The sequence below is a fragment of the Sulfitobacter brevis genome (assembly GCF_900112755.1).
In the GTDB taxonomy this organism is placed as follows: domain Bacteria; phylum Pseudomonadota; class Alphaproteobacteria; order Rhodobacterales; family Rhodobacteraceae; genus Sulfitobacter; species Sulfitobacter brevis.
In genome coordinates, this window is sequence record NZ_FOMW01000019.1 from 1 (window position 1) to 23,910 (window position 23,910).

The 23,910-nt window shown below is 53.3% G+C and carries 26 protein-coding genes, 2 tRNA genes and 1 pseudogene; 12 read left to right on the forward strand and 17 right to left on the reverse strand.

All coding sequences use genetic code 11. The features are described from left to right. Both BM174_RS18230 and BM174_RS18235 read left to right on the forward strand, forming a co-directional pair. Positions 1-219: ATP-binding protein (locus tag BM174_RS18230; RefSeq protein ID WP_177209523.1), on the forward strand; the 219-nt coding region annotated here is incomplete at its 5' end. A 107-nt stretch (positions 220-326) separates the two neighbouring features. Next, complete coding sequence (locus tag BM174_RS18235) at positions 327-758, forward strand: phosphosulfolactate synthase (RefSeq protein ID WP_177209524.1); 432 nt, start codon at positions 327-329, stop codon at positions 756-758. Between the two features lie 342 nt (positions 759-1,100). Here the strand turns inward: BM174_RS18235 and BM174_RS18245 are convergent, their stop codons facing one another. Then, on the reverse strand, positions 1,101-1,562 hold the full coding sequence (locus tag BM174_RS18245; RefSeq protein ID WP_093925281.1) for an Lrp/AsnC family transcriptional regulator: 462 nt from the start codon (positions 1,560-1,562) through the stop codon (positions 1,101-1,103). Between the two features lie 162 nt (positions 1,563-1,724). On the opposite strand from BM174_RS18245, the gene BM174_RS18250 reads away from it, so the two are divergent. Then, complete coding sequence (locus tag BM174_RS18250) at positions 1,725-3,347, forward strand: thiamine pyrophosphate-binding protein (RefSeq protein WP_093925282.1); 1,623 nt, start codon at positions 1,725-1,727, stop codon at positions 3,345-3,347. Positions 3,348-3,722: 375 nt separating this feature from the next. Then, positions 3,723-4,355, forward strand: coding sequence for a tyrosine-type recombinase/integrase (locus BM174_RS18255; RefSeq protein ID WP_093925283.1), 633 nt, complete (start codon positions 3,723-3,725; stop codon positions 4,353-4,355). A 193-nt stretch (positions 4,356-4,548) separates the two neighbouring features. Here BM174_RS18255 and BM174_RS18260 read toward each other — a convergent pair whose 3' ends face one another. Beyond that, positions 4,549-5,784, reverse strand: coding sequence for an NAD(P)/FAD-dependent oxidoreductase (locus BM174_RS18260; RefSeq protein WP_342742077.1), 1,236 nt, complete (start codon positions 5,782-5,784; stop codon positions 4,549-4,551). Between BM174_RS18260 and BM174_RS18265 the strand changes: the two genes are divergently transcribed. Both BM174_RS18265 and BM174_RS18270 read left to right on the forward strand, forming a co-directional pair. Continuing rightward, positions 5,735-6,079, forward strand: a complete 345-nt coding sequence (locus BM174_RS18265) for a MerR family transcriptional regulator (protein ID WP_093925285.1) — start codon at positions 5,735-5,737, stop codon at positions 6,077-6,079. The two genes, BM174_RS18260 and BM174_RS18265, sit on opposite strands and share 50 nt — an antisense overlap. A gap of 590 nt (positions 6,080-6,669) precedes the next feature. After that, positions 6,670-7,173: a hypothetical protein gene (locus BM174_RS18270; protein WP_143092489.1), complete on the forward strand. Its 504-nt coding sequence runs from the start codon at positions 6,670-6,672 to the stop codon at positions 7,171-7,173. Positions 7,174-7,385: 212 nt separating this feature from the next. Here the strand turns inward: BM174_RS18270 and BM174_RS18275 are convergent, their stop codons facing one another. Both BM174_RS18275 and BM174_RS21165 read right to left on the reverse strand, forming a co-directional pair. Continuing rightward, positions 7,386-8,408, reverse strand: a complete 1,023-nt coding sequence (locus tag BM174_RS18275; protein ID WP_143092490.1) for a hypothetical protein — start codon at positions 8,406-8,408, stop codon at positions 7,386-7,388. 618 nt (positions 8,409-9,026) lie between these two features. After that, positions 9,027-9,109: transfer RNA gene (locus BM174_RS21165), tRNA-Phe, on the reverse strand. 202 nt (positions 9,110-9,311) lie between these two features. Between BM174_RS21165 and BM174_RS18280 the strand changes: the two genes are divergently transcribed. From BM174_RS18280 to BM174_RS18300, 4 genes and pseudogenes are all read left to right on the forward strand, one after another. After that, positions 9,312-10,757, forward strand: coding sequence for a tyrosine-type recombinase/integrase (locus BM174_RS18280; RefSeq protein WP_093925288.1), 1,446 nt, complete (start codon positions 9,312-9,314; stop codon positions 10,755-10,757). 85 nt (positions 10,758-10,842) lie between these two features. Next, the gene (locus BM174_RS18285; protein ID WP_093925289.1) at positions 10,843-12,012 is read left to right on the forward strand and encodes an AAA family ATPase; all 1,170 of its coding nucleotides are present in this window, start codon (positions 10,843-10,845) and stop codon (positions 12,010-12,012) included. 353 nt (positions 12,013-12,365) lie between these two features. Continuing rightward, a pseudogene (locus BM174_RS21785) lies at positions 12,366-12,974 on the forward strand (MobA/MobL family protein); the annotation flags it as partial. Positions 12,975-13,152: 178 nt separating this feature from the next. Continuing rightward, on the forward strand, positions 13,153-13,416 hold the full coding sequence (locus BM174_RS18300) for a hypothetical protein (protein WP_245766445.1): 264 nt from the start codon (positions 13,153-13,155) through the stop codon (positions 13,414-13,416). 179 nt (positions 13,417-13,595) lie between these two features. On the opposite strand, the gene BM174_RS18305 is transcribed toward BM174_RS18300, so the two are convergent. From BM174_RS18305 to BM174_RS18345, 9 genes are all read right to left on the reverse strand, one after another. Beyond that, positions 13,596-13,802 carry a helix-turn-helix transcriptional regulator gene (locus BM174_RS18305; RefSeq protein WP_093925291.1) on the reverse strand — a complete coding sequence of 69 codons (207 nt, stop codon included), beginning with the start codon at positions 13,800-13,802 and terminating at the stop codon, positions 13,596-13,598. Between the two features lie 281 nt (positions 13,803-14,083). Beyond that, positions 14,084-14,785 (reverse strand): MAE_28990/MAE_18760 family HEPN-like nuclease, encoded by a 702-nt coding sequence (locus tag BM174_RS21790; protein ID WP_093925292.1) that lies wholly within the window; start codon positions 14,783-14,785, stop codon positions 14,084-14,086. After that, a complete protein-coding gene (locus BM174_RS18315; protein WP_093925293.1) occupies positions 14,785-15,873 on the reverse strand; it encodes a DUF262 domain-containing protein in 1,089 nt (362 codons plus the stop codon). Before BM174_RS18315 ends, BM174_RS21790 begins: the two co-directional genes overlap by 1 nt. Positions 15,874-16,112: 239 nt before the next feature. Next, positions 16,113-16,187: transfer RNA gene (locus tag BM174_RS18320), tRNA-Phe, on the reverse strand. Between the two features lie 90 nt (positions 16,188-16,277). After that, entirely contained in the window at positions 16,278-16,481 is a 204-nt protein-coding gene (locus BM174_RS18325) for a DNA gyrase inhibitor YacG (RefSeq protein ID WP_093925294.1), read from the reverse strand. Further along, a complete protein-coding gene (locus BM174_RS18330) occupies positions 16,478-17,500 on the reverse strand; it encodes a ribonuclease E/G (RefSeq protein ID WP_093925295.1) in 1,023 nt (340 codons plus the stop codon). Before BM174_RS18330 ends, BM174_RS18325 begins: the two co-directional genes overlap by 4 nt. Further along, positions 17,497-18,075 (reverse strand): Maf family protein, encoded by a 579-nt coding sequence (locus BM174_RS18335; protein ID WP_093925296.1) that lies wholly within the window; start codon positions 18,073-18,075, stop codon positions 17,497-17,499. Before BM174_RS18335 ends, BM174_RS18330 begins: the two co-directional genes overlap by 4 nt. Before the next feature lie 138 nt (positions 18,076-18,213). Beyond that, on the reverse strand, positions 18,214-18,432 hold the full coding sequence (gene infA / locus BM174_RS18340; protein ID WP_010137880.1) for a translation initiation factor IF-1: 219 nt from the start codon (positions 18,430-18,432) through the stop codon (positions 18,214-18,216). A gap of 81 nt (positions 18,433-18,513) precedes the next feature. Next, positions 18,514-19,389: a carbon-nitrogen hydrolase family protein gene (locus tag BM174_RS18345; protein WP_093925313.1), complete on the reverse strand. Its 876-nt coding sequence runs from the start codon at positions 19,387-19,389 to the stop codon at positions 18,514-18,516. Between the two features lie 180 nt (positions 19,390-19,569). Here BM174_RS18345 and BM174_RS18350 point away from each other — a divergent pair, with 180 nt between their 5' ends. Both BM174_RS18350 and BM174_RS18355 read left to right on the forward strand, forming a co-directional pair. Then, a complete protein-coding gene (locus tag BM174_RS18350; protein ID WP_093925297.1) occupies positions 19,570-20,541 on the forward strand; it encodes a LysR family transcriptional regulator in 972 nt (323 codons plus the stop codon). Further along, the gene (locus tag BM174_RS18355; protein WP_093925298.1) at positions 20,538-21,251 is read left to right on the forward strand and encodes an NAD-dependent deacylase; all 714 of its coding nucleotides are present in this window, start codon (positions 20,538-20,540) and stop codon (positions 21,249-21,251) included. The genes BM174_RS18350 and BM174_RS18355 overlap by 4 nt, the downstream gene beginning before the upstream one ends. 54 nt (positions 21,252-21,305) lie before the next feature. Here BM174_RS18355 and BM174_RS18360 read toward each other — a convergent pair whose 3' ends face one another. The 4 genes from BM174_RS18360 to BM174_RS18375 form a co-directional block, all read right to left on the reverse strand. After that, complete coding sequence (locus tag BM174_RS18360) at positions 21,306-21,773, reverse strand: copper chaperone PCu(A)C (RefSeq protein WP_093925299.1); 468 nt, start codon at positions 21,771-21,773, stop codon at positions 21,306-21,308. Positions 21,774-21,810: 37 nt separating this feature from the next. Continuing rightward, complete coding sequence (locus BM174_RS21175; RefSeq protein ID WP_177209526.1) at positions 21,811-22,092, reverse strand: hypothetical protein; 282 nt, start codon at positions 22,090-22,092, stop codon at positions 21,811-21,813. A gap of 192 nt (positions 22,093-22,284) precedes the next feature. Then, entirely contained in the window at positions 22,285-22,584 is a 300-nt protein-coding gene (rpmB, locus tag BM174_RS18370) for a 50S ribosomal protein L28 (protein WP_093925300.1), read from the reverse strand. A gap of 152 nt (positions 22,585-22,736) precedes the next feature. Then, entirely contained in the window at positions 22,737-23,888 is a 1,152-nt protein-coding gene (locus BM174_RS18375; protein ID WP_093925301.1) for an amidohydrolase, read from the reverse strand. Positions 23,889-23,910 lie beyond the last annotated feature (22 nt).

Genomic DNA, 23,910 nt, shown 5'->3' on the forward strand with positions numbered 1-23,910 from the left:
GACCTGATGGAGATCGTCGAAGACAGATATGAAGCCGGATCAACGCTGATCACCAGCCAATTGCCCATCGACGCCTGGCATGACGTGATCGGTGAACCTACCTTCGCAGATGCCATTCTCGACCGTCTCGTACACAACGCATATCGCGTCGAACTCGACGGCCAGAGCATGCGAAAAACCAAACTCAAAACAGGTGACGAAAGCGCCCAAAACGGTTAACTAAAAACTCAGGCCTCGCAGCCGCTAAACAAGGGCGGCCGGATACACCGGTTTAGGTGGCCGGATGTTGTCGGAATGACCGGCCGGATGCACCGGAATACGCAGCAGTGCGTCATGCCCGCGATAACTATGGTTTGACAGTGCTTGGAGAGGTTGGTCGCAAGGAAGGTGAGATGACCGATGACGAGATCATGCAGGATGTTGAAACCTATCTCAATGCAGGCGCGTCGTCAGTTTACCTTGAGGCCGCAGAGATTTTTGAGGGCGATAAAGCACGCGACGCATTGATTATGCGACTGACCAAGAATTTTCCAAAGGAAGCTTTGGTCTTTGAGTTACCTGTAAATATTATATCCGGCATCACCGATGCGATAAAACACAAGATGGCGTCCAAAATGGTCGCTATGCTCGGAACAGATGTAAATCTCGCAAATGTCGAACATTATGAGATCTACGTGTTGGAATGTTTGCGACGTGGTTTGGCAGGGGATACCAATCACTCTGACGGCGCATTCAGGCGAGCCGGGATCGGTGTGTAATAGGTGCTACTTGAATCTATTGCTTCGCGACTGATTGGAGTGAGTGTTTGATCGCAGCCAGCATTGATGCTGTTCTGGCATTGATCGCATTCGACTATGGCGAGGCGCACAATTATCTGCTGCCAACACGATGCTATTTTTTTCTGTATGCCCGCGACTTGATGATCACGAGGGACCCTGAATGCAAAAGCTGCGTCGCCCAGATCGGGGGAGCCGCCCCTGCTTCGTTTTGATCCGGCTGGATGGGTTCAACGCTGCAGTTTGCATCAACATCCGGAATTGACGCCGCATTGCGGCACTAAAGATGCTGCGCAGTCGATAGACTCTGATCGGGTTCTAAAACTACATGTCTATTGGCAGAGCGCTGGACACCTTCATTTGCCTTAAGATAAAGACTGTTGTTGTCGATCGGACGATACCAAGCCGGAGCAGATTGTGCATGATAAATTGCTCCAAGGCTTCTGGATCACGGGCCGCGACTTTCAAAATATAATCAAAGTCACCAGTGATAGACGTACACTCCAGAACCTGATCGTTTTTCTCGATAAAATCCAGGAAAATACCAAGTGAGGAGGTCTGGTGATCAATGAGGGAGACTTGGACATGTGCAAATGCGTTCAAGCCTAGTTTTTTGCCATCAAGGATTGCGGCGTAGCGGGTTATATAACCCTCTTCCTCTAACCGTTTGACGCGCCGCCAACAGGGCGATGGCGAAAGACCAACCGCGTCCGACAACGCTTGCGTGCTGGCACGTCCATCGCGTTGCAATACCTTTAAAATTAGTTTTTCAAACGAGTCGAGCATGAAGGAACCTATTCTCAGTCCTCTAGGTGAAATTTACCCAATAATTGCAGATTAGAGGTAAATTAGGAAGGAAATACCCTCTCTGAGGTGTCACCATGCCCAAATTAATCAATCCTTTGGGGTTTATCGCTGCGTTTCACAATCAACTATGAGGTCCCGCCAATGAGTCCTAAAAACCACGTCTATCAATCTATTGCCCGTGCCACACACGAACATGGGGTCGACACGATGTTTGGGCTGATGGGGGATGCGAACCTCTTTATCGTGGACAGCTTTGTGCGCGAATGCCACGGCCGGTTTGTGCCCGCAGCGCATGAAGGCAGCTCTGTGCTCATGGCTTTGGCGTATGCTTGTGTTTCGGGGCGCGTCGGCGTCGCGACCGTGACCCATGGGCCTGCCTTGACCAACTGCATGACTGCGCTGATCGAAGCTGTGCGGGGGCACGTCCCGCTGGTTATTCTTGCAGGCGACACCCCCACAGATACCCCACGCCACCTCCAAAGCATCGACCAACGTGAAGTGGTTAAGGCAACAGGTGCGGGGTTTGAGCAAATCCGCACACCTCAAACGGCGTGCAAAGATGTCGCCCGTGCTTTTTACCGCGCACGCGTTGAACGCCGCCCCGTTGTTCTGAACATGCCAGCCGATTTCATGTGGCAGGAGGTTAAACACGAAAACCAAGTGCTTGATGTATTTACCGCCCCCGGTGGTGTCGCGGAAGGTGATATTCTTGATAACGCAGTTGGCATGATCGCTTCTGCGCGCCGCCCGTTGATCCTAGCAGGAGGTGGCGCAGTGGCAGCGCGCGCGCAGTTGATTCGCCTTGCTGACCGATTAGAGGCCCCGCTCGCGACTACCCTGAAAGCCAAAGGATTGTTCAACGATCACCCTTATAACATCGATATCTTCGGGACACTTTCCACACCCGCGGCATATGATCTGATCGCTCAATCCGACTGTATTATCTGCTTTGGCACAGCGCTGAATGACTTCACAACAGATCGTGGCAAGCTGATGAGCGGTAAGCGGATCGTCCAAATTGATGTCGATCCCACCGCTATTGGTGGTGGGCTACATCCCGACGCAGCACTTGTCGCGGATGCGGGATTGACCGCTGAAACCATCGTGTTTTGGCTGGATAAGGCTGAGATCCCTGCAAGTGGCTTTACCCGTGAATTGGACACCGCAGCACTTACCGCGCATCCGGCAGGAACGGGCAAAGCAGCAGATGGCTTTGTAAACTATGTGGATGCGCTTGAGCGGTTGGAACAAGCCTTGCCCAAAGACCGCGTATTGGTAACAGATGGGGGGCGTTTCATGACAGAGGTCTGGTGTCGTCTCTCAACTCCCGATCCACAGAGCTTTGTCAGCAGCGTAAATTTCGGAGCAATCGGATTGGGGTTACAAGAAGCTGTGGGCGCAGGCCTTGCTGTACCGGACCGGCCTGTTATCCTTTTCAGTGGCGATGGTGGCTTCATGATGGGCGGCATCAACGAGTTCAACACCGCCGTGCGTCTTGGCCTTGATCTGATTGTCATCATCGCCAATGATTCTGCTTATGGGGCCGAACACATCCAGTTTTTAGATCGAAAGATGGACCCCAGCCTTACACAATTTCACTGGCCTTCTTTCGCAGATATCGCAGAATCCCTTGGCGGAGAAGGGTTCGAAGTGCGCTCACAAGAGCTTCTTGAAGAAGCCCTTGAAGCGCTAAAAAACAGGAAAGGTCCATTCCTGATCGAACTTCGGCTAGACCCTGTAGACGTCCCCCGCATGCGCATCTGAAGGGTCGAGAAATATATCGAACAGGTTTCAGGTAAAAATGATCTCGGCGGCGGCAATCATTGGAGTATTTGCCGCAAATGGCAACAGAGTCCGCAGCGTGTGAATTGGCCATTTCCTAATCGCGGCGGCTTATATGAAGGACCGGTTTCGTTGCTGCATTGTGACACCGGAATCTGAGCAGACGCAGCAATATCTATGCTGAGCGCGTATGCAGCACAAAAATCGAATTCACAGTGTGGGCTCACAGCCGCCTTTCGCTTGCGCAGAAACACTTGGCGGTGCAGCCACTGTGAAGCTGATATAAGAATTTGGGCTATAATACCTCGTCAGCGCTATGTTGATGTTTGGGTTAGAGGGTTGGATGGAGGACAAATCATGCCTAGAGTCCAACTTCCCGCCGTTACACCGAAACGCAGAGCCTGGAACAAAGGTCGCCTCGTCGGGCAAAAGCGCCCGCTACTTCCTAAACAGGTCTGGGCCATCCGCGCCCGCCTCGAACTAGCGGGAAACCTTCGCGATTTGGCTTTGTTCAACGTCGCAATCGACAGCAAGTTGCGCGGTTGCGACTTGGTCGCGCTCAAGGTCGATGACCTTATCAGAGATGGCAGGGTGCGCGAACGCGTGTCGGTTGTCCAAAGCAAAACGAACAAGCCCGTGCAGTTTGAACTGGCTGAAAACACGCGAGAAACTGTGTCCAGTTGGATCAGATCTCCGGAAATGATCGGATGCCAATTCTTGTTTCAGAGCCGTTTTCATGATCGCCCGCACATATCAACACGCCAGTATGGGCGTTTGGTTCGGGACTGGGTTGTTTCCATCGGGTTAGAACCCAGTGGTTATGGCACCCATTCCATGCGCCGAACAAAGGTGGCGGAAATCTACCGCAAGACAGGCAACCTGCGTGCCGTCCAGCTTTTACTTGGACACACAAAGGTTGATAGCACCGTCAGATATCTGGGGGTCGAGCTCGAAGACGCGCTGAGCATTTCCGAGGGGATCGACATTTAAGAACCTTGACGAACGGCAGGAGCCGTTCGTCATTTCGAAGCGGTCACCGCCGCTTGGTTGTTCCTACGGCAGTGCTGAGCCCTCTTTACCACTTTTCTGCAATGCAGCGAATGTCTGCTGTTACGGCTGATGTCGATGCTGCAAACCACAATTTGACCCGTGGGTGACTTACTTTTCTGAGACATGGGTCGCTTTAGGTCCGGTTCAGCATCTTCCGATATTTTGTCACAAACAGGTCCTTGCCCTTCATGAGGCGTGTTATTTTATCTCCGGCGGTAAACAACACGAGATAGGAATTCCCTTTCTGCGGCCCCAGGGGGACTAAGAAAGGCGCTTTGTCCCACGGTTTGTATTTGGCCACGTCCTCGACCTTTTTGCCGTCGATCAGCGACGTCAGCATCTTTTCCAACCAAGGTGTTTGGCGGCTGACAGCGACGATTGTCATCGCATCTCCGGCCTCAGCGACATCTCCAGCGGCAAAGACATTCGGCAAGTCAGATGGGCGCAACCACGGGTCGGTCTTGACCCTATTGGCGGCACCTTTGGTGATGCCTGGCAGCGTCTCAAGAATGCTCGACACGGCACGAGACCCGATGGCGGGGAAGATCAGATCGGCGGCAATTCTATCACCATTACTCAGTTGAAGCTCACCGGCATAAGGCTCGGTCAGGCTCTCAAGGTTTTCGGCACGCGCACCAAAGATCGTCGTCACGCCAGCGTCATTTAGTTTACCCTGCAGGGCTGTCCCAAGTTTTGATGGCATAGTTGGGAACAGTGACGGTTCTGACGAAATCAACGTTACCTTCTTGTCCGGCATGAAATGCGCGATTTCGCCGGCCAATTCTGTCCCGACCGCACCAGCCCCAACAATGGCCACACTTTGCGCGGCTTCCAGCATCGCGTTGATACGTGCGCTGTCCGCGCGAAAGGCTTTGATGCTATCGGTTGCGGGTTTAAACGGCATCGCATTGTCAGAGCCTGTCGCTACGACGATGTAGTCACCAAGCACTTCGGTTCCGTCTTCAAGTGTGACGCCTGCAGCATTAATGCTTTTGGCTCGTGCGCGCATGACCTGACCGTTCTTGAGCAGATCATCGTAGGGGATCAATCCCTGATCCAGAACTTGCGGATCAACAACCGAGCGGATCATCGCAGGGGCATGGACAAAATGGCTGCGAGGCTCAATCAGCGTCACTTCGGCCTTGCCGTCCAACGCCTTGGCCAGTTGCACGCCAACATAGCCCCCACCGACGATAATAATGCGTTTTGTCATGAGCGATGTCCTGATGCCTAAAGTAATTGCAATTTCATGCCCTTGGTTGCATATAGACGAAGTAAAAATAAAACAATAGACCATTGTCCACGGTTTGGGATTTAACATGCGTATTGGCGAACTTGCACAGAAATCTGGATTCAGTCGGGACACCATCCGATTTTACGAACAAAACGGTCTCATCACCTCAACCGTCGAGGACAGCGAAACGAATAGCTACCGCAACTACAAAGACGACTGCCTCGTCTGGCTTGAGTTTTTCGCAGGTGCGCGAGAAGCAGGCATGACAGTCGCTGACCTGCGCTCGATTGTGGTGTCCACCGCAGAGAGTTGCGACCGCGAGGTTGCGCGCGCCGTCATCCAACGCAAAATCGAAGAGTTGGAAGAGCGGGCAGAACAGATTGGAAATGTGGTTCTGTTTCTGGAAAACACGCTATCTGGGTCCGATTGAACGACCTAATGCATCGATGGGCATCTGCAGCGACCGTCGCTTCCCTTACGGCGCGCTTTACGCTGTAATTTCGACCTGAAATAAAGCCGCCGTTGGTTGAGAGTTCACCAAGGTCGGCTTCGTCCGCACTTTGATCCTTGGCTATCATTCCTTCGCTGCAAATTGTTCGAATGACTGGTTTTCACGCCGCGTTGCCACCACAGAATTTTAGCTGTTGCAGCAATTTCCACGCTGCGAGCGCACGCAGCACAAAATCAACAGGTTCGCTCTGGGCTCAACGCCGACCTTAGCTGCGCAAATCACCAACGTCCGGTTCGGGCCGTGAGTGACAATGCAATTGTTGCTCTACAGTACCCGATGGCTTCGATCCAATATTTCAAGAAACAGCATCAGTCCGCAACACCCTTGTCGCTTTGAGCCGAATGACAAGGGATTTTGTGGACCATCCAAATTAACGTTTAAAGGCAATGCCATAGCGCCTGATCGGAAAAATCCTTCCCCCATGATTTGCCCCTATTTATCAAGGAAAAGCTTGCATTTTCGTGCAATTTATGTTATACTATAACATAAATATGGTAAAGGACTTCACCATGAATACTGATCAAACATTCGACTTTTCCAAGTGCATAGAAGGCAAGCAGCAACTGCTGGCCCAACTTGCTCTTCACCATTATCGATACTTGCCATACAGCAAGCTTCGATATCGGAATCTCCGCAAAGATTTCTATGATGCGGGACTAATCCCGTTGGGTTATTTTTCGTATTGCCTGAGCCAGAAAGCACCATTCCGCCAGAAGGGGTCGTTGCGCGATACGCTTGATAATTTGGTGGATTGTGGGGATTTGATGGAGATCGACTCGAAAGCGGTAGGTGAATTCACAGGTCTGAGCATTGCCCCGAAAACTTCACTTTATACATCTGGTGACTTCGCAGACGAGAATTTTGCATTCTATCGGCAGCCGCACGGATCAAAGGTGTTTCAAAAACCATCAGGAAATGTTGTATTTGAAGGTCGGACGTTGAAACCGAAACCCGCTCACGACGCATGGCTTAGGCCTCGGGAGGTCTACAAGCTCGACAAAATTTTGAGTTAAAAACAACTGGAAAATCGGGTGAAAGGGCGGAAAGCGGACTATAGCTGCATCTGCGAAGGTTCTGTGCCAGAATTGCAAAAGCGGCCATTTAAGCCGTAGCAGACCGAAGCCCCCATGCTGCGCTTCACACCAACGTCGGCTCTGCGCAGATAGTCGGCCTTATGTATCAAACGCACCAAGCACCAAGCGGGGTGTGAGCGATAATTAAGGTTTCATTCCAAGTTCTTGACGGGCTTATCTTCCCATGGAAGTTGGTGGCTTTGATAATTGTATTCCTTCCAGCCACGCCCGCGCATGGCGGTTTCATCTCCGAAAGAACCGACAATGGTGTGATGGTTGAACTCTCCAGCTTGCAGCCATTGACTGTATTGGCTCGTCCCCGTGGCGACCATCACACGGCCAAATTCGAAAATCTCGTTATCAAAAGCGTCCTTTGCAAAGACGCCTATATTCCCGGCTCCCGCTTGGATACATCCATCTTTGGTCCTGACAGAGTCAACTGGGAACGAAAGGCCAAGTGATTGGTGCAATCCATGTCCCTCTACACTTTGCGCAGGAATATCTCCGAGATGGAGAGGTCGAGAAAAAATCTCTATGGATCTATGTATAACCTTCCCTCCGAAGCCATCTGGCGGGTTGCATGGCCTGTTCACCCAAGCGCTTACGATTACATGAACATTTCTAGCAGGTGTCTGACCAGAATTTTTCACTTTAACTTTAAAGCAGATGCCGTTTCGCTCATCAACAAATGCACTGGCGTGTTCTATGGAGATGTACGGCCTGATTTGTGCCTCCCCAATGTCTCTTGTGACCTTAACAGCATCGTCAGCAGCTTTGACGGCTCTACGGGTCTCTACAAGGGTGTCTCGAATCCATACAATACCAAGGCCAGTTATGAGAAGCGTACAGCCAGAAATTATCATCATCCAGAACGCCCAGCGGGACATATCCTGTTGAGCATAAAGGTCTTGTCTGGACTCGGATTGATTTTGTGCGGTCTCGGTGGATTTAATCACACACTGGCGCAAAGCGCTCGGCTCAGTGTCAATGCAAGCGGCCAACGCAGTATTTTTTACTGCCTCATAATGCTCACGGGCGCTTACCTCATTGCGGCCAACATCCACGCCAGCGGTTCGCCCCGTTGCGAAGATGATTATGGCAACCCCAGCGATTACCACACAGATAGCGAATGCTTCTAAAAGCGTAGTTCGTTGATTTGGATCACGCTTAGACATTGGAGGAAATGCGACCTCCATCGTGGCCGTCATCTGAGCGGACGTAACTTGGAAAGGCCACAAGGTCGTTTTTAGCCATATTTTGATGCTCCGTTTGTTTATCGTAACTTAGTTAAGCACTCGTACTGTCAACAGCCTAAACAGTTTCCTGGAAGGCCTAGAGTAAACCTAATATGGAGCTGCGGGTATAGAAAACGTTTTACAGGTCTCTCAATTTTGCAACTGCAGCGAAATTCTGGTTTCCGACCAACCTGTGGAAAAGAGTATGACCGCTTTGGTCTGACAGCGGTCATCGGGGCAAACCCTCTGGGGCTTGCAGGGCATAGGATGAGCGAAAAAATTAAAAAATTTTTTCGAGAATTTTGTGAGATTGCCCAGTCAGTCCATTCGAAACATCGCCACTACTCACACAAGGGGGCACCCCCCCTCGGGGGCGGCAACGCGAAAAGGTGGTGATGATCAATCTATCAACACACTCAGATTTCGGCGACGTAGCTGACAGTGTCTTATTTGCCAACCAATATATGCGCTATGCGTTAAATCTACTCAAACGCCACCAAAACCGCCACCAATTACAATATTTATTGACCATCAAAACGGCTAAGCTATTGATTTAAATGGTGCCCAGGGGCGGAATCGAACCACCGACACGAGGATTTTCAATCATTCGGCAGTTCAATTTCGTTTAGCCAAATTGAAACCAAACGATACAGCTTGAGACAGCCGAACGCATTGAAAAGTTGAGCAAATAAGCTTTGAATGTGCGACATTTCGACGCACCAATTGTCTCAAAGTGTATCACACGGTTTCAGGCTGTCTTGTGGGTTTTGCAGTCCCACGCAGTCCCGCTTCGGCACCGAAGCAAAAAGCCAAAATTCATCTCGTAAACCAAGCGAGAAATGAATGAAAACCACACAAACCCTCACCGACAAACAAATCCAAAACCTCAAACCAGGCGAAACCCGATACCAAATCACCGACAGCAAAACAGCAGGCTTAAAACTGCGGGTATCCCCGTCAGGACACAAGTCTTTTGCGTTAATGCTCCGCAACAACGCTGGCAAAAATGAAACTCACACAATAGGTGCTTACCCCGAAGTTTCACTAAAGCAAGCTCGACAAATTGCCGCACAGACGCGCCTGGACATAAAGGTCAATGGAGCGAACAAACCCACTGCTCCGTCGTTGCTAAGGCAAGAAAAAACCACGCTACGAGAGCTACTGGACGAGATCCAACCAGAGTTTGCCAAATCAAAAAAGTCCTGGCGCCCACGAGGTGGGCCAAGATCATCTGCTTATGCGCGCAATGCTATTGAGTGTGTATTTGCAAAACTCTTAGACAATCCTGTTGAAGCGATAAATGTCGAACAGTTTGGCTTGGTGGCAAACACTTATAAACCAGCACGAGCTATAAACGGAAAAACCACAGCAAACGCGCAAGTTTCTCGCGCAATGTCTTACCTGTCACCAGTTTTGGATTGGGCTGCAAACCGAGGTAAAAAATTCGGAAAAATCGGGGCGGGCCGATCTATACGCCTTGAAGTCGTGGACCTGCGGCGCATCCACGACCCCGCCACAACAGACCCTACCATAAAAGGTAAACGAGAAAGAGTGTTGAGCGTCCAAGAGATTGCGGCCATTTACCCCCTCTTGAAATACCCAGCACCCGAAGAAATTCGAAGACGCAACATTCTTCCTGAAAACGATTTCGGGCCAATTGCAATGCGTTTTATGCTGCTAACTTTGGCAAGGCGAGAAGAGGTTTCTACAGCCCGTTGGTGCGACTTCGATTTCGCAAACGGTGTGTGGGTGAAGCCCGACGTAAAAGACACAACGGGCCAAGGCCGTAGCCAACGATTGCCGCTGTCCCGTGCGGCACTCGACGTATTGCAGGCGCTACCTGGATTCTCTGCTCCGTTATCTAATGCATTCGTATTTCCAAATCGAGATGGTGGCAAAATTGACAACTGGAATAGGATTGCAGAACAGGTTCATAGAGGCAGCAATACAACCAATTGGACCCGCCACGACTTGCGGCGCACCGGAGCAACTTTGCTTGAAGAGCTACAAGTGCCAGTGCAAACGATTGAGGCCATACTCGATCACACAAACCGTTTTGCAAATGCCGGAGTCAGCGGGTCCGCTGGCCACTATATGATTGCAACACGTATTCTAAATGGCACCGAGGACCCCAAGGTTGCCGCTTTGAACAAACTGAGCGCAATTCTGGATGAAATTGTCTTGCCATCTCAAACAATTATTTCTGATCAGGACAACGGACGGACGGACGCCCCCCCTAAGGGGGGAGCGTCCGTCCGTCCGCAAGATGAAAAAAATATTTTGCTCTGAAATAAATGATCAGACCTAATACTTAGCCACGGATTAAATCCGTTCGTGGTGAAAAGTAAAACGTTATGAGATAACAGGAAAAATAATGACAACTCAAATACTCAATCAGATCCAGATTCTTCCGGCAACACAATCACCAAAATATAAAGGCAAAAGCCTTAAGTCTGCGAATAGATTTCAAATCGACCCAAATCGTCCATCCATTGTCAAAGGATTGTTGCTCGAGGGCCAGGTTGGAATGATTGCAGGCGAACCGAACCTGGGAAAGTCGGCAATTATGTCTTGCATTGCATCGCACGTCGCTATGGGTAGAAATATGGGCGATATGAAAGTAAATCGTGCGGCTGTTCTTTATGTTGCTGCTGAAGACGCAGAAGGCATTTTAGAACGCGCCTATCCATTTATGCACAACGCACCGGAAGGCGCTGCAGCTTTCGAAGTGCTCGACGAAGTTCCTGACCTAACCGATGAAGCGCAAGTGCAATATTTCATCCAATTTGCTAAAAACTTCCAAACTCATCATAAAAGTGAAAAATTGCTGATCATTTTTGATACACTGAATTTGTCAATTGGGGATGCGGACGAAAACTCAGCTCGTGATATGAGTAAGGTATTTAAACACGCACAACGTATTGCAAAAACAACGAATGCTCACGTCTTGTTCATTCACCACGTCGGAACAAGCGACAAAGGCAGGCCTCGTGGCTCTTCAGCAATGACTGCAACTTTGGACACCCTACTTACGTTGCAAAAAGCAGAAGATGGCACTGGTGATGCCGCGATGCTAATCCAGAAAAAGCAAAAGCGCATTCGCAAAGGGCGCACTCTTGCATTTCGCATCGAAGCATTTGAAGCAGGTGTTGACGACGACGGCGAGACTTTCACCGTTCCAATGGCTGTGCCCTTTAAGCACGATAAATCTCTGGCCGTTTTGGCCCCTACTTCAGAACCATACAAACCGAAGCCTTCAGCCTCAGCACCACGAGTAACCGAGGTTTTGCGCTTAATGACCAGTATGGCCCAGCAGGACACGGAAAAATGGTTTTCAACCAAAGAGATTTCCAACCTTGTGGGCGGCCCCTTCAACGACATCAGAGACAATCCCGAAGCGTTCCGCAAGGCAATCGGGCGCGCACTGGCAACTCTCGAAAAGGCCGGCTCTCTGCAAAGGAACGCTAAGGGTCAGTATACGATCTCCACTCGGGTAGCCACCTCTAACGAAGGCACAGGGTTGCCAATAACTAAGCTGCATTAACCTGAAAATTTCCGTTCCTCTTACGAAATATGAATGCTCTAATCGCCCCCGTTTGGGGGCGTCTTATTTCTCATTCTGATATACCTATCCTCAAAAAGATTAACAATCTCAACGGCCAGAATATCTTTTTGCGATTCCGACAGGTCTTTGAGATCATAGGGTCTCATTAGGTGGTTTCTCATATAGATCGAGATAAATTTCAAGATATGCCCACGACGAAGGCGTTTTTCTTCAAGAAGACTATTTTTTCCACTTTCCACTTAACTATCCCTAAATTATTTTTAAGGGAGATAGGGAAGGCGCACAACGGATAAAAAGCTTCGCAATTTTATCCACGCCACCTTAATAGAAAAATGGCACTATTTTCATTTAGGCACTCAGTTAAAACTTTCTCCGAGAAGCGAACTGATGAAAGCAGGATCGCAAGGCAGGGACAGACAGCAGCACACCTACGCTACATTACTCGCCCACAGGCAGCTCGTGTCGTGTTTCAACAGCGCCTTGCAGGCAGTTCCACCACTTGCACGGCAACCAAGGCTGAGGTTGATGCTCAGAAGCGCAGAGGGCGCGTCTGTGAGCGGTTTGTAGTCGCCTTGCCAATAGAGGCAACGCAAATACAGAGAGAAGCGCTCACGCGCGCTTTTGCAGAGCAATTTAGTCAAGGCGTTGCTGGATATATCGTTGCAATTCACGATCAACATAAGAATGACATCAATAACCCTCACGCCCACTTTGTATTTTTTGATGTTCACAAGAAGTCTGGCGGGCGAGGTCGACCCAAGAGCACGCTTGGAATGGCTCGGAAGCACGCTATCGAAAAAACTGCAAAATTATGGGCAAACCTACACAACGATATGATGCGAAATTGGGGGTTTGGTGCGGATTCAGAAATATCGCATCAGTCATTCGCAGACCGTGGCATAGACAAAATTCCGTCGATCCACGAAGGGCCAGGTGCGAGAGCTATATCCAGAACGGTCAAGCAGCCCTGCAACCCACAGTGGGCGCACATCGACCAGGGCCATACACGAGCCGAGGCGAACCAGATAATCCGAGAAATTAATACAATTAGAGAGGAACATAAAATTGCAGAATCCAATCGATTGGGAGCAAGCAATGGAGACCACAAGGAGAAGTGCGATGGCGGCATCGTTGAACAGCGAAAACGCAGTTGCGGGAATGACCAAGCTATTACGAGAAATAGACCACCATTCCTCCAAGCTGAAAGCCTTGACGATAACCGTGAGCCTGCTGGAAGAGCAGCAAACGCAGCAGATAGTCCAATCGAAAGCAGTTCTGCAACAAATTCTGGAAGCCAGTCGGTTTTCCCCCCGCTTGATCGCCTTCGGCTTGTTAGCATTTTTCGCCGGAGGCGCAGTATTAGGCGGATTTATCGTGAGCTAATTTTGCTGCGAGACACTTTGCGCGCTCGTCTTTTGCCACCACTCAACGAAGCGCCGCTTTTCCCGAGTGAACCATATCGGCCCTCCCTTCGGTATCAATCCGAGACAAAGACACCGCCCAGTAAGAACAGGGCAGTGCGTGCGACGTTTAGGAATGACCCAGGTTAAGACTGACTGTTCTTAGGCCGCCATAGACTTATCGGGACGGACAATCTTGTTAAGATCAGACATTAACCAACGTGACGAACCGCCTAACTTACGCGGAGCTGGAAAATCACCGCGTTTGATGTCGCGGTAGATGCTTGCACGAGAACGGTCCAGTGTCTCACAGACTGTTTTCAAACTTACGAGGCTGTCGTTGGCTTTCGACTTTGATGCTTTATTCATTATGGTTCCTACGAATTAATTACGACCCACGCCGCCATAATACATTGGCCATTTCTGAAAAACTGTAGGGTAGAATGAGAATAAATTTCATCCAAAATTCTGCGCCGAAAAAATTTAACATCTTTTGATAGGGTAAGTTCCAAAATTCGACTCTTCACACGTATTATTTCAAACACAGATTTCAACCGTAAATTCAATGTATATTAAAATTACAAACAGCCTCTCTCTTAACTCGGGACGATCAAGCAGCAAACGAAGGCGCACTCGCTTCAAACTCTGATCTACCTAATCGAGCACAAATTTTCTTTGCACCACCGTCCAAACACAACATCAGTCGTGCGGCAAAATAGCTTCGCGTCCTCTAACATACTTTTGATTTCAGCGGGTGTTTTGGTCGCGTTGACATCCCCGTGAGCTATAGAATTTCGCGTATCTACTATGTGGTTAAGATTATTTATATTAGTTTGTGCATTTGCACCCAAACACTGGGTGAAATCTCTTTTGAATTTGTCGTAGCCAAATCTACCCAGGTATGACTTCACTTTATCGAACGTAGGATTCGAAAACCCTTTATTAAAATTTATCGATGAAATGGGGCCGGGAAAAGGATCATCTCTCTTCCAAAACTGAGTTTCATAGTCGACGAACTTTTGCATATGAAAGGCAATTTTCTCGGGTTGAACGACCAATCGAATTGTATCAATTTTTTCTTTCGAAATGTGGTAGAAAAATTGGGGAGCTATTTTACTTCTGCAAACAGACTTTGAGTGAATTTTGTCAAGTGTGAGCTCACCTAATTCCTTTACATATGCCTCTATGTGGCTGGACAATAAGACTACCGACCCTCGACAAAGAGCGCTAATCTCTGGCCCAGAGGAAAAAGCGGCATTGGATCGCTCTATGGCAGCAGCCCTTTTTCGTAAAATTCCAACCTCACCCAACCTAACCGTTAGGTCAGTATACACGGGAGTGTATCTTGCCATTACAAACCAATCTCGGCCATTTTCTCATTCCAAAGCTTGAAGCGCTTTTCGGTTCGGCTTTTGTGATCGACTGAACGGCTAATAAGGTCTTGGAAATCGTCGACTTCAATAATGTCATTGAAGGCGTCTAAGAACTCTGCGCGCAAATCTAAAGCTGTATTTAAGCTTGTTTTGTGTGCAGTGGACATAATGAGGTCAAAGAGCGCCCGATTTATAGCCTTGGAACCTGGACGTCGGAAACAACGGTTTGGGTCGAACCAAATTAAGGCAATACTAAGAGCAGAGCTCCAATCCTGCCTTAGGCTTTCTATCTTTTGGCGATCGAACTTCCGCCCTTCTCGCGCAGCGTTGTTCAACCAGTTTTTAAGAGGTGTCTTATACTCGGCCAGCGGCTGCAGGCGGAACGCGAAGAACCTCAAAATCATTTCTTCATCAGCCAAACGCTTGTCTGGGTTTTTTCTTCCACGAACCGCCAACCATTTAGCATCGTAAGACAGCTCGCCCAAAAGTTTGTTCAATTCACCGCGAGACACACAATTCCGAAGCTCTTGTGCGTTTAACGGCATCGTGCTTGTATTCAAACGCTCAAAGACGTCGAATTTTATTTCTGGATGGGATTCATTTTTTATTACGACACACCGCAGTGTGTGTGTCATCAGCATTCTTTGCTCTCTACTCGGTAGCTCAAAGAAGCGTAGATTATTGAACTCAGTCAAAGCTTCAAGCCCTTGCAACTTGAACTGATTCTCAACATATCGATAAATTGAGAAAATTCTCTGTTGCCCATCGATAACATCCAGCTCGCACTCTTCGTTTTCCGAGAGGTAGCAGGGTGGAATTGGGACGTTCAGCAATACAGATTCAACAAGCCTTGATGCTAACTTGTCAGGCCACACATATTGTCGCTGAAAGTTAGGCCTATCACTCAGCGGCCTTAGGAATAAGATTTTTCTGTTAACCTGACCTACAATTGCATCGATGCTCAAATCGTAAGGTTGCGTGATGACCTTTCGGTCGCGCATTGGCGTCGCTTCTGGATCAGGTTCATCACTTAAGTCTAATTCGTAAAACGGTTTTTCAGTGCTCATTGAAACCTCACCTCTTTCGAAGCAACCTATGGCATCACCTACACCTTGTCATCTACTGTAAGCTGTAAGATCACCAAGTCCGCTTTTATATCTGACAACGGTTAATCCCCGTAGCATCCTGATTGCAAACCGCATCAACCACCGATTAGACTGAAAGCAGTCCTGGTGCAGTCCCAGACTATTTAGAAAAAGAGATGAAATATGGCTACCAGCAAACACACTGATATTTATATATAAAATGGTGCCCAGGGGCGGAATCGAACCACCGACACGAGGATTTTCAATCCACTGCTCTACCCCTGAGCTACCCGGGCACGGGACCCCTTTAAGGGGTCGGGTGAGCGCGTTCTAGGGTTTCTGGCGGGGGGTGTCCAGCCTCTTTTTACCCAATTCCGCAGCTAGTTTTAATGCGGCCTGCCGTTGGGGTCGTTTGCAGCGTCTTCGGCGCCAGCTGCGGCCTCAAGCGCCGCCTCGATATCGTCAGGTTCTTGAGACGGCACAGCGTAAGAGCCGTTGAACCAGCGCGCCAGATCGACGTCCGCACACCGGCGCGAGCAGAAGGGGCGCGCGTCGGGGTGCGTCGGTTTTCTGCAGATCGGGCAGCTCATAGGGAAAGCTCGACCAGCGGCATGCGTACGCGCTTGCGTTGCAGCTCGTAATGGCCCAGCGGCGTCCAGCCGACCAGCGTCGTTTCAACCTCGTCACCGCGGAACGCCTGCCGCAGGGAGGTCTCGAACACCCGGCGGTCTTTCTTGGGCATCGGCGCCAGATCCAGCGTGATCTGCCCGCCAAGGCCGCGCACGCGCAGGGCACGGGGCAAGGCTTTCGCACAGGCCATGTTGGCTTTGACACCCGCGGCCAGCGAGGCGTCATTGCCAGTGTTCACATCCACAGCCACAAGCGCGCGGGTCGGCTCGACATACATCGAGGCACCGCCGCCCAGCACCACCAGCGCACCGCGCGCCGTATCCAGCGCGTCAAGCACACCGTGATTGTCAAATCCACCCGCCTCGGTCACCACTTCTGCAGGGGCGGTCCAGTCGCGCCACGCCAACAGGTGCGGGCCGTCACCTTCGCTGAGAGTTTCCATCTCGGTCGCGCCATCGCTCATGACAGTATCGGCGAGGGCCAGCATCGCGCCGATATCCTCGGCGATGTCTTCGCCCGCCGCACCGTTGCAGGCAGAGCGCAGGATCAGGCCCCGCCCCGCTTCTGCACCGGCCTCATGGGCGATCTCGAGCAAGCGGTCGCGCTCATCCTCGTCGCGAATCCCGCGCGAAATGTTAATGCCCGGTGCATCGGGGGTCGCGATGCAATAGCGGCTCTTGAACAACAGCTTGGCAGTCACCGGGATCGCCTTGCCATCCTCGGCAAATCCGGTGACCTGCACCAAAATCGGCTGGCCGGGGGCGAGACCCTTAATCTGGCGCAGAAACGCAGGGCCATCGGGCGTTTTGAGAAACATCCCGCCTTGTCCTTTGACGGGCCGGTCGGCAATGGCGCGGTAAATCGTGCCGGGGCGCGGCGCATCGCTGTCGATCAGCAGATCGTCAAGCTTGCCATCCACCATCAAAGCAGCGGCCTCACGGTCGCCAAGGTGGTCGAGAATGATTGTGCGACCTTTCATGATGTCTTTCCATATAAGGGGTAGCCTGCGGCGGCCAATAGGGTTGCGGTTTCGGCCAGTGGCAGGCCGACAATAGCGGTAAACGAGCCGCTGATCCACGGGATCAACGCGCCCGCCGGCCCTTGTATGCCATATCCGCCCGCCTTTCCTTGCCAGTCGTTGGTCGCAAGGTAGGCGTCAATTTCTTGGGCCGAGAGGGATTTCATTTTGACGATACTTTGCACATCGCGCTGCCACAGCTTGTCGCCGCGCCTGACGGCGACGGCTGTGATTACCTTGTGGCGACGGCCCGACATCAATTTCAAGAACGCCTCGGCCTCCTGCGCATCGGCAGGTTTGCCCAAAATCCGCCGACCCAAAGCGACGGTGGTATCAGCACAGAGCACAATGTCATCGACCTCGGCAGGGACAGCGGCGACCTTTTCACGCGCCATGCGGGCGCAATAGGGGCGCGGCAACTCTGCCTTTTGCGGGGTTTCGTCGATGTCGGGGGCGCGCACGGCATCCGGCACCACTCCGATCTGCGCCAAAAGCTCAAGCCGCCGTGGCGAGCCGGATCCGAGGACAAATTGCATGGGTCAGCCCTTTTTATACATCTTCGCACCGCGACGCTGCGCCGCTTGTACGAACAACGCCCGCCCCGGCGACAGGGAGGGCGTTAAGATTTTATTCAGCACCGAGAGGCGACACGCGCCGCCAGCCTCGAAACAGGATTACTTGAACCGGTAGTTGATCCGACCTTTGGTCAAATCATACGGCGTCATCTCCACCTGAACCTTGTCGCCCGCCAGAACACGGATGCGGTTTTTACGCATCTTGCCTGCCGTATGCGCGATGATTTCATGGCCGTTCTCAAGTTCGACCCGAAATGTCGCGTTCGGCAGGAGTTCCTTCACGACACCGGGGAATTCGAGAATATCTTCCTTGGCCATGGTCTCTCCTTGAACACTTTGCCCCCCAAGATGGGGACGCAGGCCTAAATGGGCCCATTGGCGCCGATTTTCAAGGGTGATTCAACGCAAGCGCACGTTATTCGCGGGGGCATCACGGCCTGACTGCCCGTCCCAGTGGCGCCGGTTCAGAACCACACCATCAGCGCGGACATGCGCGACCTGCGCCAGATCGACCTCGGCATAGGTCCAGCCGGGCTGATTGAGCGTGCCTGCCGCCAGCACCCCCGTCGCGGGAAAACCAACATCAGGCGGGCCATAAATGCCACCTGCCCCGAAGGACGTGCCAAGCGCTTCGGACCAGTCGGCATCGCCCACCACGCTCGACATCGCGGTGATACACTGGTTTTCCAACGCGCGGGCCATGGTGCCAATTCGAACGCGCCAATATCCAGCCAGCGCCTCGGTCACGGAAGGGACCGCGATGATGTCACATTCCGTCAAGGCGCGGCCCAACAGGGGAAATTCACTGTCATAACAGATCAGTATCCCGATCTTCCCCAAGGCAGTGTCAAACACCTGAAGCGGATCACCGGGGATTACATCCCATATTTCAGCCTCGAAACGGGTCATGATTTGCTTGTCCTGCACGCCTATCTGCCCCGTCGGCGTGATCAACCGTGCCCGGTTCACCGGGCGGGTTGCCGTATCTGCAGGGCCGGAGGCCGCAACGATATGAACACCGTACTCCGCCGCAAGCTTCACATGCAGCGCATCCGCATCGGCCAAACGGTCCGACACCGCATGCAGTGAAGCTTCCAGATCGCCCGCGACCTCAAGCCCCGCCAGCGTCGCCAGTTCCATCGCCCCGTATTCGGGGAACACCAACAAATCCGCGCCCTGCCCTGCGGCCTCGGACACCCATGCGGCGAGTTTGTCCTCGTAAGCCGCCCAAGACGGTAAAATATCCAACGGATAGGCAGCGCAGGCGATTATCATGAAGGGCAGCTCCGGCTCAAAGGTTTGCACTGCAATTTGCGCAGGATCGGCGCGGCCTTCAAGGGGTAGCGGCACAAGCCTGCAGTTTCGCATTTCCAACATTTACACGGCGATAATCTTTTGCAGGGTTGACGCGCCGCGCGCGGGGTTTCACCAAATACAAATAGACAGGAGGCAGCGATGATCAAAAAAGGCGTCACCCTACGCGGAATCGAGGTATTCGAGGCGCTCGCACAGTCCGGATCAGTCGCGCAGGCCGCCTTGGCGACCGGCCTCAGTCAGCCGGCAGTCAGCCAGCAGATGCGCAACCTCGAATCAGCCGTGGGAGCGGAATTGCTCGATCATACCCGCCGCCCGATGCGGCTGACTTCGGCGGGGCAGATGTTTTTGCGCCGGGCGGGGGCGGCGCTGACGGAACTGCGGCTGGCGCAGAGCGAGGTCTCGGTGATGGACCTTGCCCATCTGGATGAACTGAGCCTCGGCGTGATTGACGATTTCGACGATGATCTGACTCCGCGCCTTGCAACCATTCTGGGCGACAGCCTGACTGGATGCCGCTTTCGCATGATCACCGCAGGTAGCAACGAATTGGCGCAGATGCTCCGTGCGCAAAGCCTTCACATGGCCATCTCGGCGCAAAGTGAAGTGGCACCGGAAGGGGTGGTGGAATATCCGCTGGCCCTTGATCCCTTTGTCATCGTTGCGCCAAGCACAGCCACCCATACCGCGCAGAGCCTCCTCACCGGCGACACCGAACTGCCATTCCTGCATTACGCCGCTGATCAGCTGATCGCGACGCAGATCAACAGCTATCTGCACCGCCATCACGCCCCGCTGCCTGCCCGTTTCGAGATCGGCAGCCATCTGGCGCTGATGGCGATGGTAGCGCGCGGCTTGGGCTGGGCGATCACCACGCCGCTGGGATATATGCGCGCGGCTCGGTTTCATGAGGCGATGCAGGTGATCGCGCTGCCCGATGCAGGTGCTGCGCGGCGAATTTCCCTGTTGGCGCGGGCCGAATGGTCAGGGCCGGTGCCGCGTGATATTGCCCAAACCATGCGCCGCCTGATGCAAGCCCATATGATTGGCCCCGCCGTTGCGCAATTGCCCTGGCTGGGCACGTCTTTTCATCTGTTGGAGGACCAGCAATGACCAAAATCGTCATCCTGACCGGCGCGGGCATCTCTGCCGAGAGCGGCCTTGAAACATTCCGCGCCGAAGACGGGCTTTGGGCGCAGCACCGCGTCGAAGACGTAGCCACGCCTGAGGGATTTGCCGCCAACCCGAAACTGGTGGTCGACTTTTACAACGCCCGCCGTGCGCAGGCGGCAAATGTCGACCCCAATGCCGCGCACCGCGCCTTGGCACGGCTGGAACAGCAACATGACGGCGAGGTGATTGTGATCACCCAGAACGTCGATGATCTCCACGAACGCGGCGGATCACAGGGCGTAATGCATATGCACGGCGCCCTCAAAGGTGCGCTTTGCGCTGCCTGCGATCACCGCTGGCCCGCGCCAATGGTCATGGCATCCGGTGACGCCTGCCCTGCCTGCGGCGCTCTGGCTGCCCGCCCCGACATCGTCTGGTTCGGTGAGATGCCATATGACATGGACTCGCTGTTCGATCACCTGAGCGAAGCGGATATCTTCGCGGCGATCGGCACCTCCGGCAATGTCTATCCGGCAGCCGGATTTGCTGCCGAAGCGCGGCGCGCGGGCGCGCATACTATCGAGTTCAACCTCGAACGCTCTGCCGTGGGCAGCCAGTTCGCCGAACATCGCCAAGGCCCCGCGTCGCTGACGGTTTCGGTCTGGGTGGATGAGGTTTTGGGCAAGGTGAACCGCGACGGGTTGTTTTAGAGTTCGCACGGATCGAGATCGGCGGCGAACCCGTTGGCCTCGCCGCCGTAAGGTTTAGTGCTTCATCGCGCCGTGATCGGGCCTGCGCTCATGATCCACCGGCACCTCGATCACCACATCCCCCGCCTTTTCAAACGTCAACGTCACGGTCACCGCGCTGCCCTGCTCCAACGGGCGGTTCAACCCCATGAACATGACATGATCGCCGCCACGCTCGAATGCGTGGCTCTCTCCGGCGGCAAGCGCAACGCCACCCTCGATCTGCCCCATACGCATGACACCATTGGCATCCTCGCTATGGCGGTGCAGTTCGACCTTTTCGGCCACTTCGGAGGCGACAGAGACCAGCCTGTCATCCTGTTCCGAGTGGTTCATCATTACCAAAAACGCCGCCCCTGTGGGGGAAGTCGGGGTTGAACTTCGGATATAGCTGTCTTCGATCGTAATCTCCTGCGCGAGCAGCGGGGTCGAGGCCAGCAGCATCGTCGTGGCGGCAGCCGTTAGAAAAGTTGTCAGTTTCATCTGATAAGTCCTTGTTAAATCTGCAATATGCCCTGATTCAGATCGAACAAGGCGGCGCGCGCGGCTGTGGGATATGGAGGGCGATGCGCGGAGACTTTGCAAGGCCATTCATCCGCGCATTTACGCAAGGCACGATCAGCCTTGCGACGGTAACCGGCGTTACGACTGTCGGCGCCACAGCAGCAAGGGCCGCATCAGGGCAGATATAGGGCGCAGTGGTCGGTTGGCCTTGGGCATCGGTAAAAACCGCAATCGGCCCTGCCCCGCTACAGATCACAATCTGGCCCGTTGCGGCAGCGGCGCCACGCGCCATAGCCATGCTCCGCCCCGTCAGGGCAAGCATCAACGCAAGGAGCAAACTAAGGACAGGACGCAGGCGCATGGGCTGCTCATAGCGGCTCGCTGACCACACTGCGAGCGCCAGAACGACGCAGCCCCGCACCATCCGGTACGGGGCTTAATCAAATTTTATTCAGAGGCGTCTGACCAGTATTCTCTGGTCAGGAATTGCTTAGCTCAGCGCGTCGGCAGTTGCGCTCGACTTTGCAATGGCCTTCTTGATTTTCATCGCGTTGGCCGACAGCTCGACGTCTTTTGCCTTGGCAAGATACTTGTCCAGACCGCCACGGTGATCCACGCTGCGCAGGGCAGCAGCAGAGATCCGCAACTTGAACGACCGGCCCAGTGCTTCGGACTGAAGCGTGGTGTCGTTCAGGTTAGGCAAGAAGCGCCGGCGCGTACGGTTGTTCGCGTGGCTCACGTTGTTGCCCGACATCGGGCCTTTTCCGGTCAATTCGCAAACGCGCGACATGAATTCATCCTCTTTTATCGGTGCCTTGCCAGCGATCTGACGTAACACATGCGAGGGTCGCCCAAAGCAACCCTTGAAACTGGTCCGCTGGCTTTAGGGGGAATCGCAGTTGCAGTCAAGCGCGACGGGGCGATCTTGCCATATTTCGCAGATCACGCGCTTCCCATCAAGTCGCGGGCGATCTGTTCAAAGATCCGCGCGCCCAACGGGATCAGATCATCGGGAAAATCATAGTCGGGATTGTGCAGGGTGGCATGGTCCTCCCCCGGCCCCAAACACAGCATTGCCGACCGCGCGTCATGACCAAAAACCCCGAAATCCTCCGAGGCCCGCATCGGTAACCCTTCCGGCCCGTGGGCCACGCCGAGCCTGCCCAACGCCGCCATGGCCACCTGTGCGGCCTCTGCGTCATTGATCGACGCCGCGAAGTCATCCTGCACCTCAAAGCTGACGGTCAAACCATGCTTGTTGGCGGTCTCTTCGGCCAATCCGCGGGCTTGGGCAGCCATGCCTGCCATCGGGGTATCCAGCGCGGTGCGCAGGGTCACAAATATCTGCGCTTCCCCCGGTGCGATACCAAAACTGGGGGCGCCGATATTCACATGGGTCACGGTCGCCAGCCGGAATTCTTCGTTCAGCGCACCGCCAGTGCCTAATTGCCCCAGGGCAGGTATCAACTCGGCCACCGCCAGCGCAGGGGACACGCCATCTTCGGGGTTGGCCGCATGGGCCATCTTGCCCACCAGCGTGATCGCCAGCCCCTGCGAGGCACAGTTGATCAGCCCCGCGCGGGTCGCAACAAAGCCAAAGGGCCGCCCCGGCTCGTTATGAATAGCGAACGCCCAGTCCGGCGCGATCTCGGCGAAGGCCGGATCAGCAACAACGGCCCGCGCGCCACTGCCGTCTTCCTCGGCGGGTTGGAACATCAACACCACACGGCCCTGCGCGACTGGCTTGCGCGATATCAGCCGCCCCAGCGCCAGCAACATCACCATATGCCCGTCGTGTCCGCACAGATGCCCCTTGCCCGCCACAGTAGAGCGCCACGGCGCGTCAGAAATCTCGTGGATTGGCAGCGCATCCAACTCGGCGCGAAACAGAACAGCCGGTCCTGCCAAGCCGCTATCAAACACCGCTGCCACAGCGTGCCCGCCCAACCCGCTCAACACCCGCGTGGGCCTGAGCGGTGCGAGTGCGTCCAAAATGCGCTGCGCCGTCGCGCCCTCATCGCGTGACACTTCGGGGAACCGGTGTAGCAGGCGGCGAAATTCAGTTAGTTCGGTGATATCTGTATTGGTCAGCATCCGGTGCCCCTGCCCTTGTGCG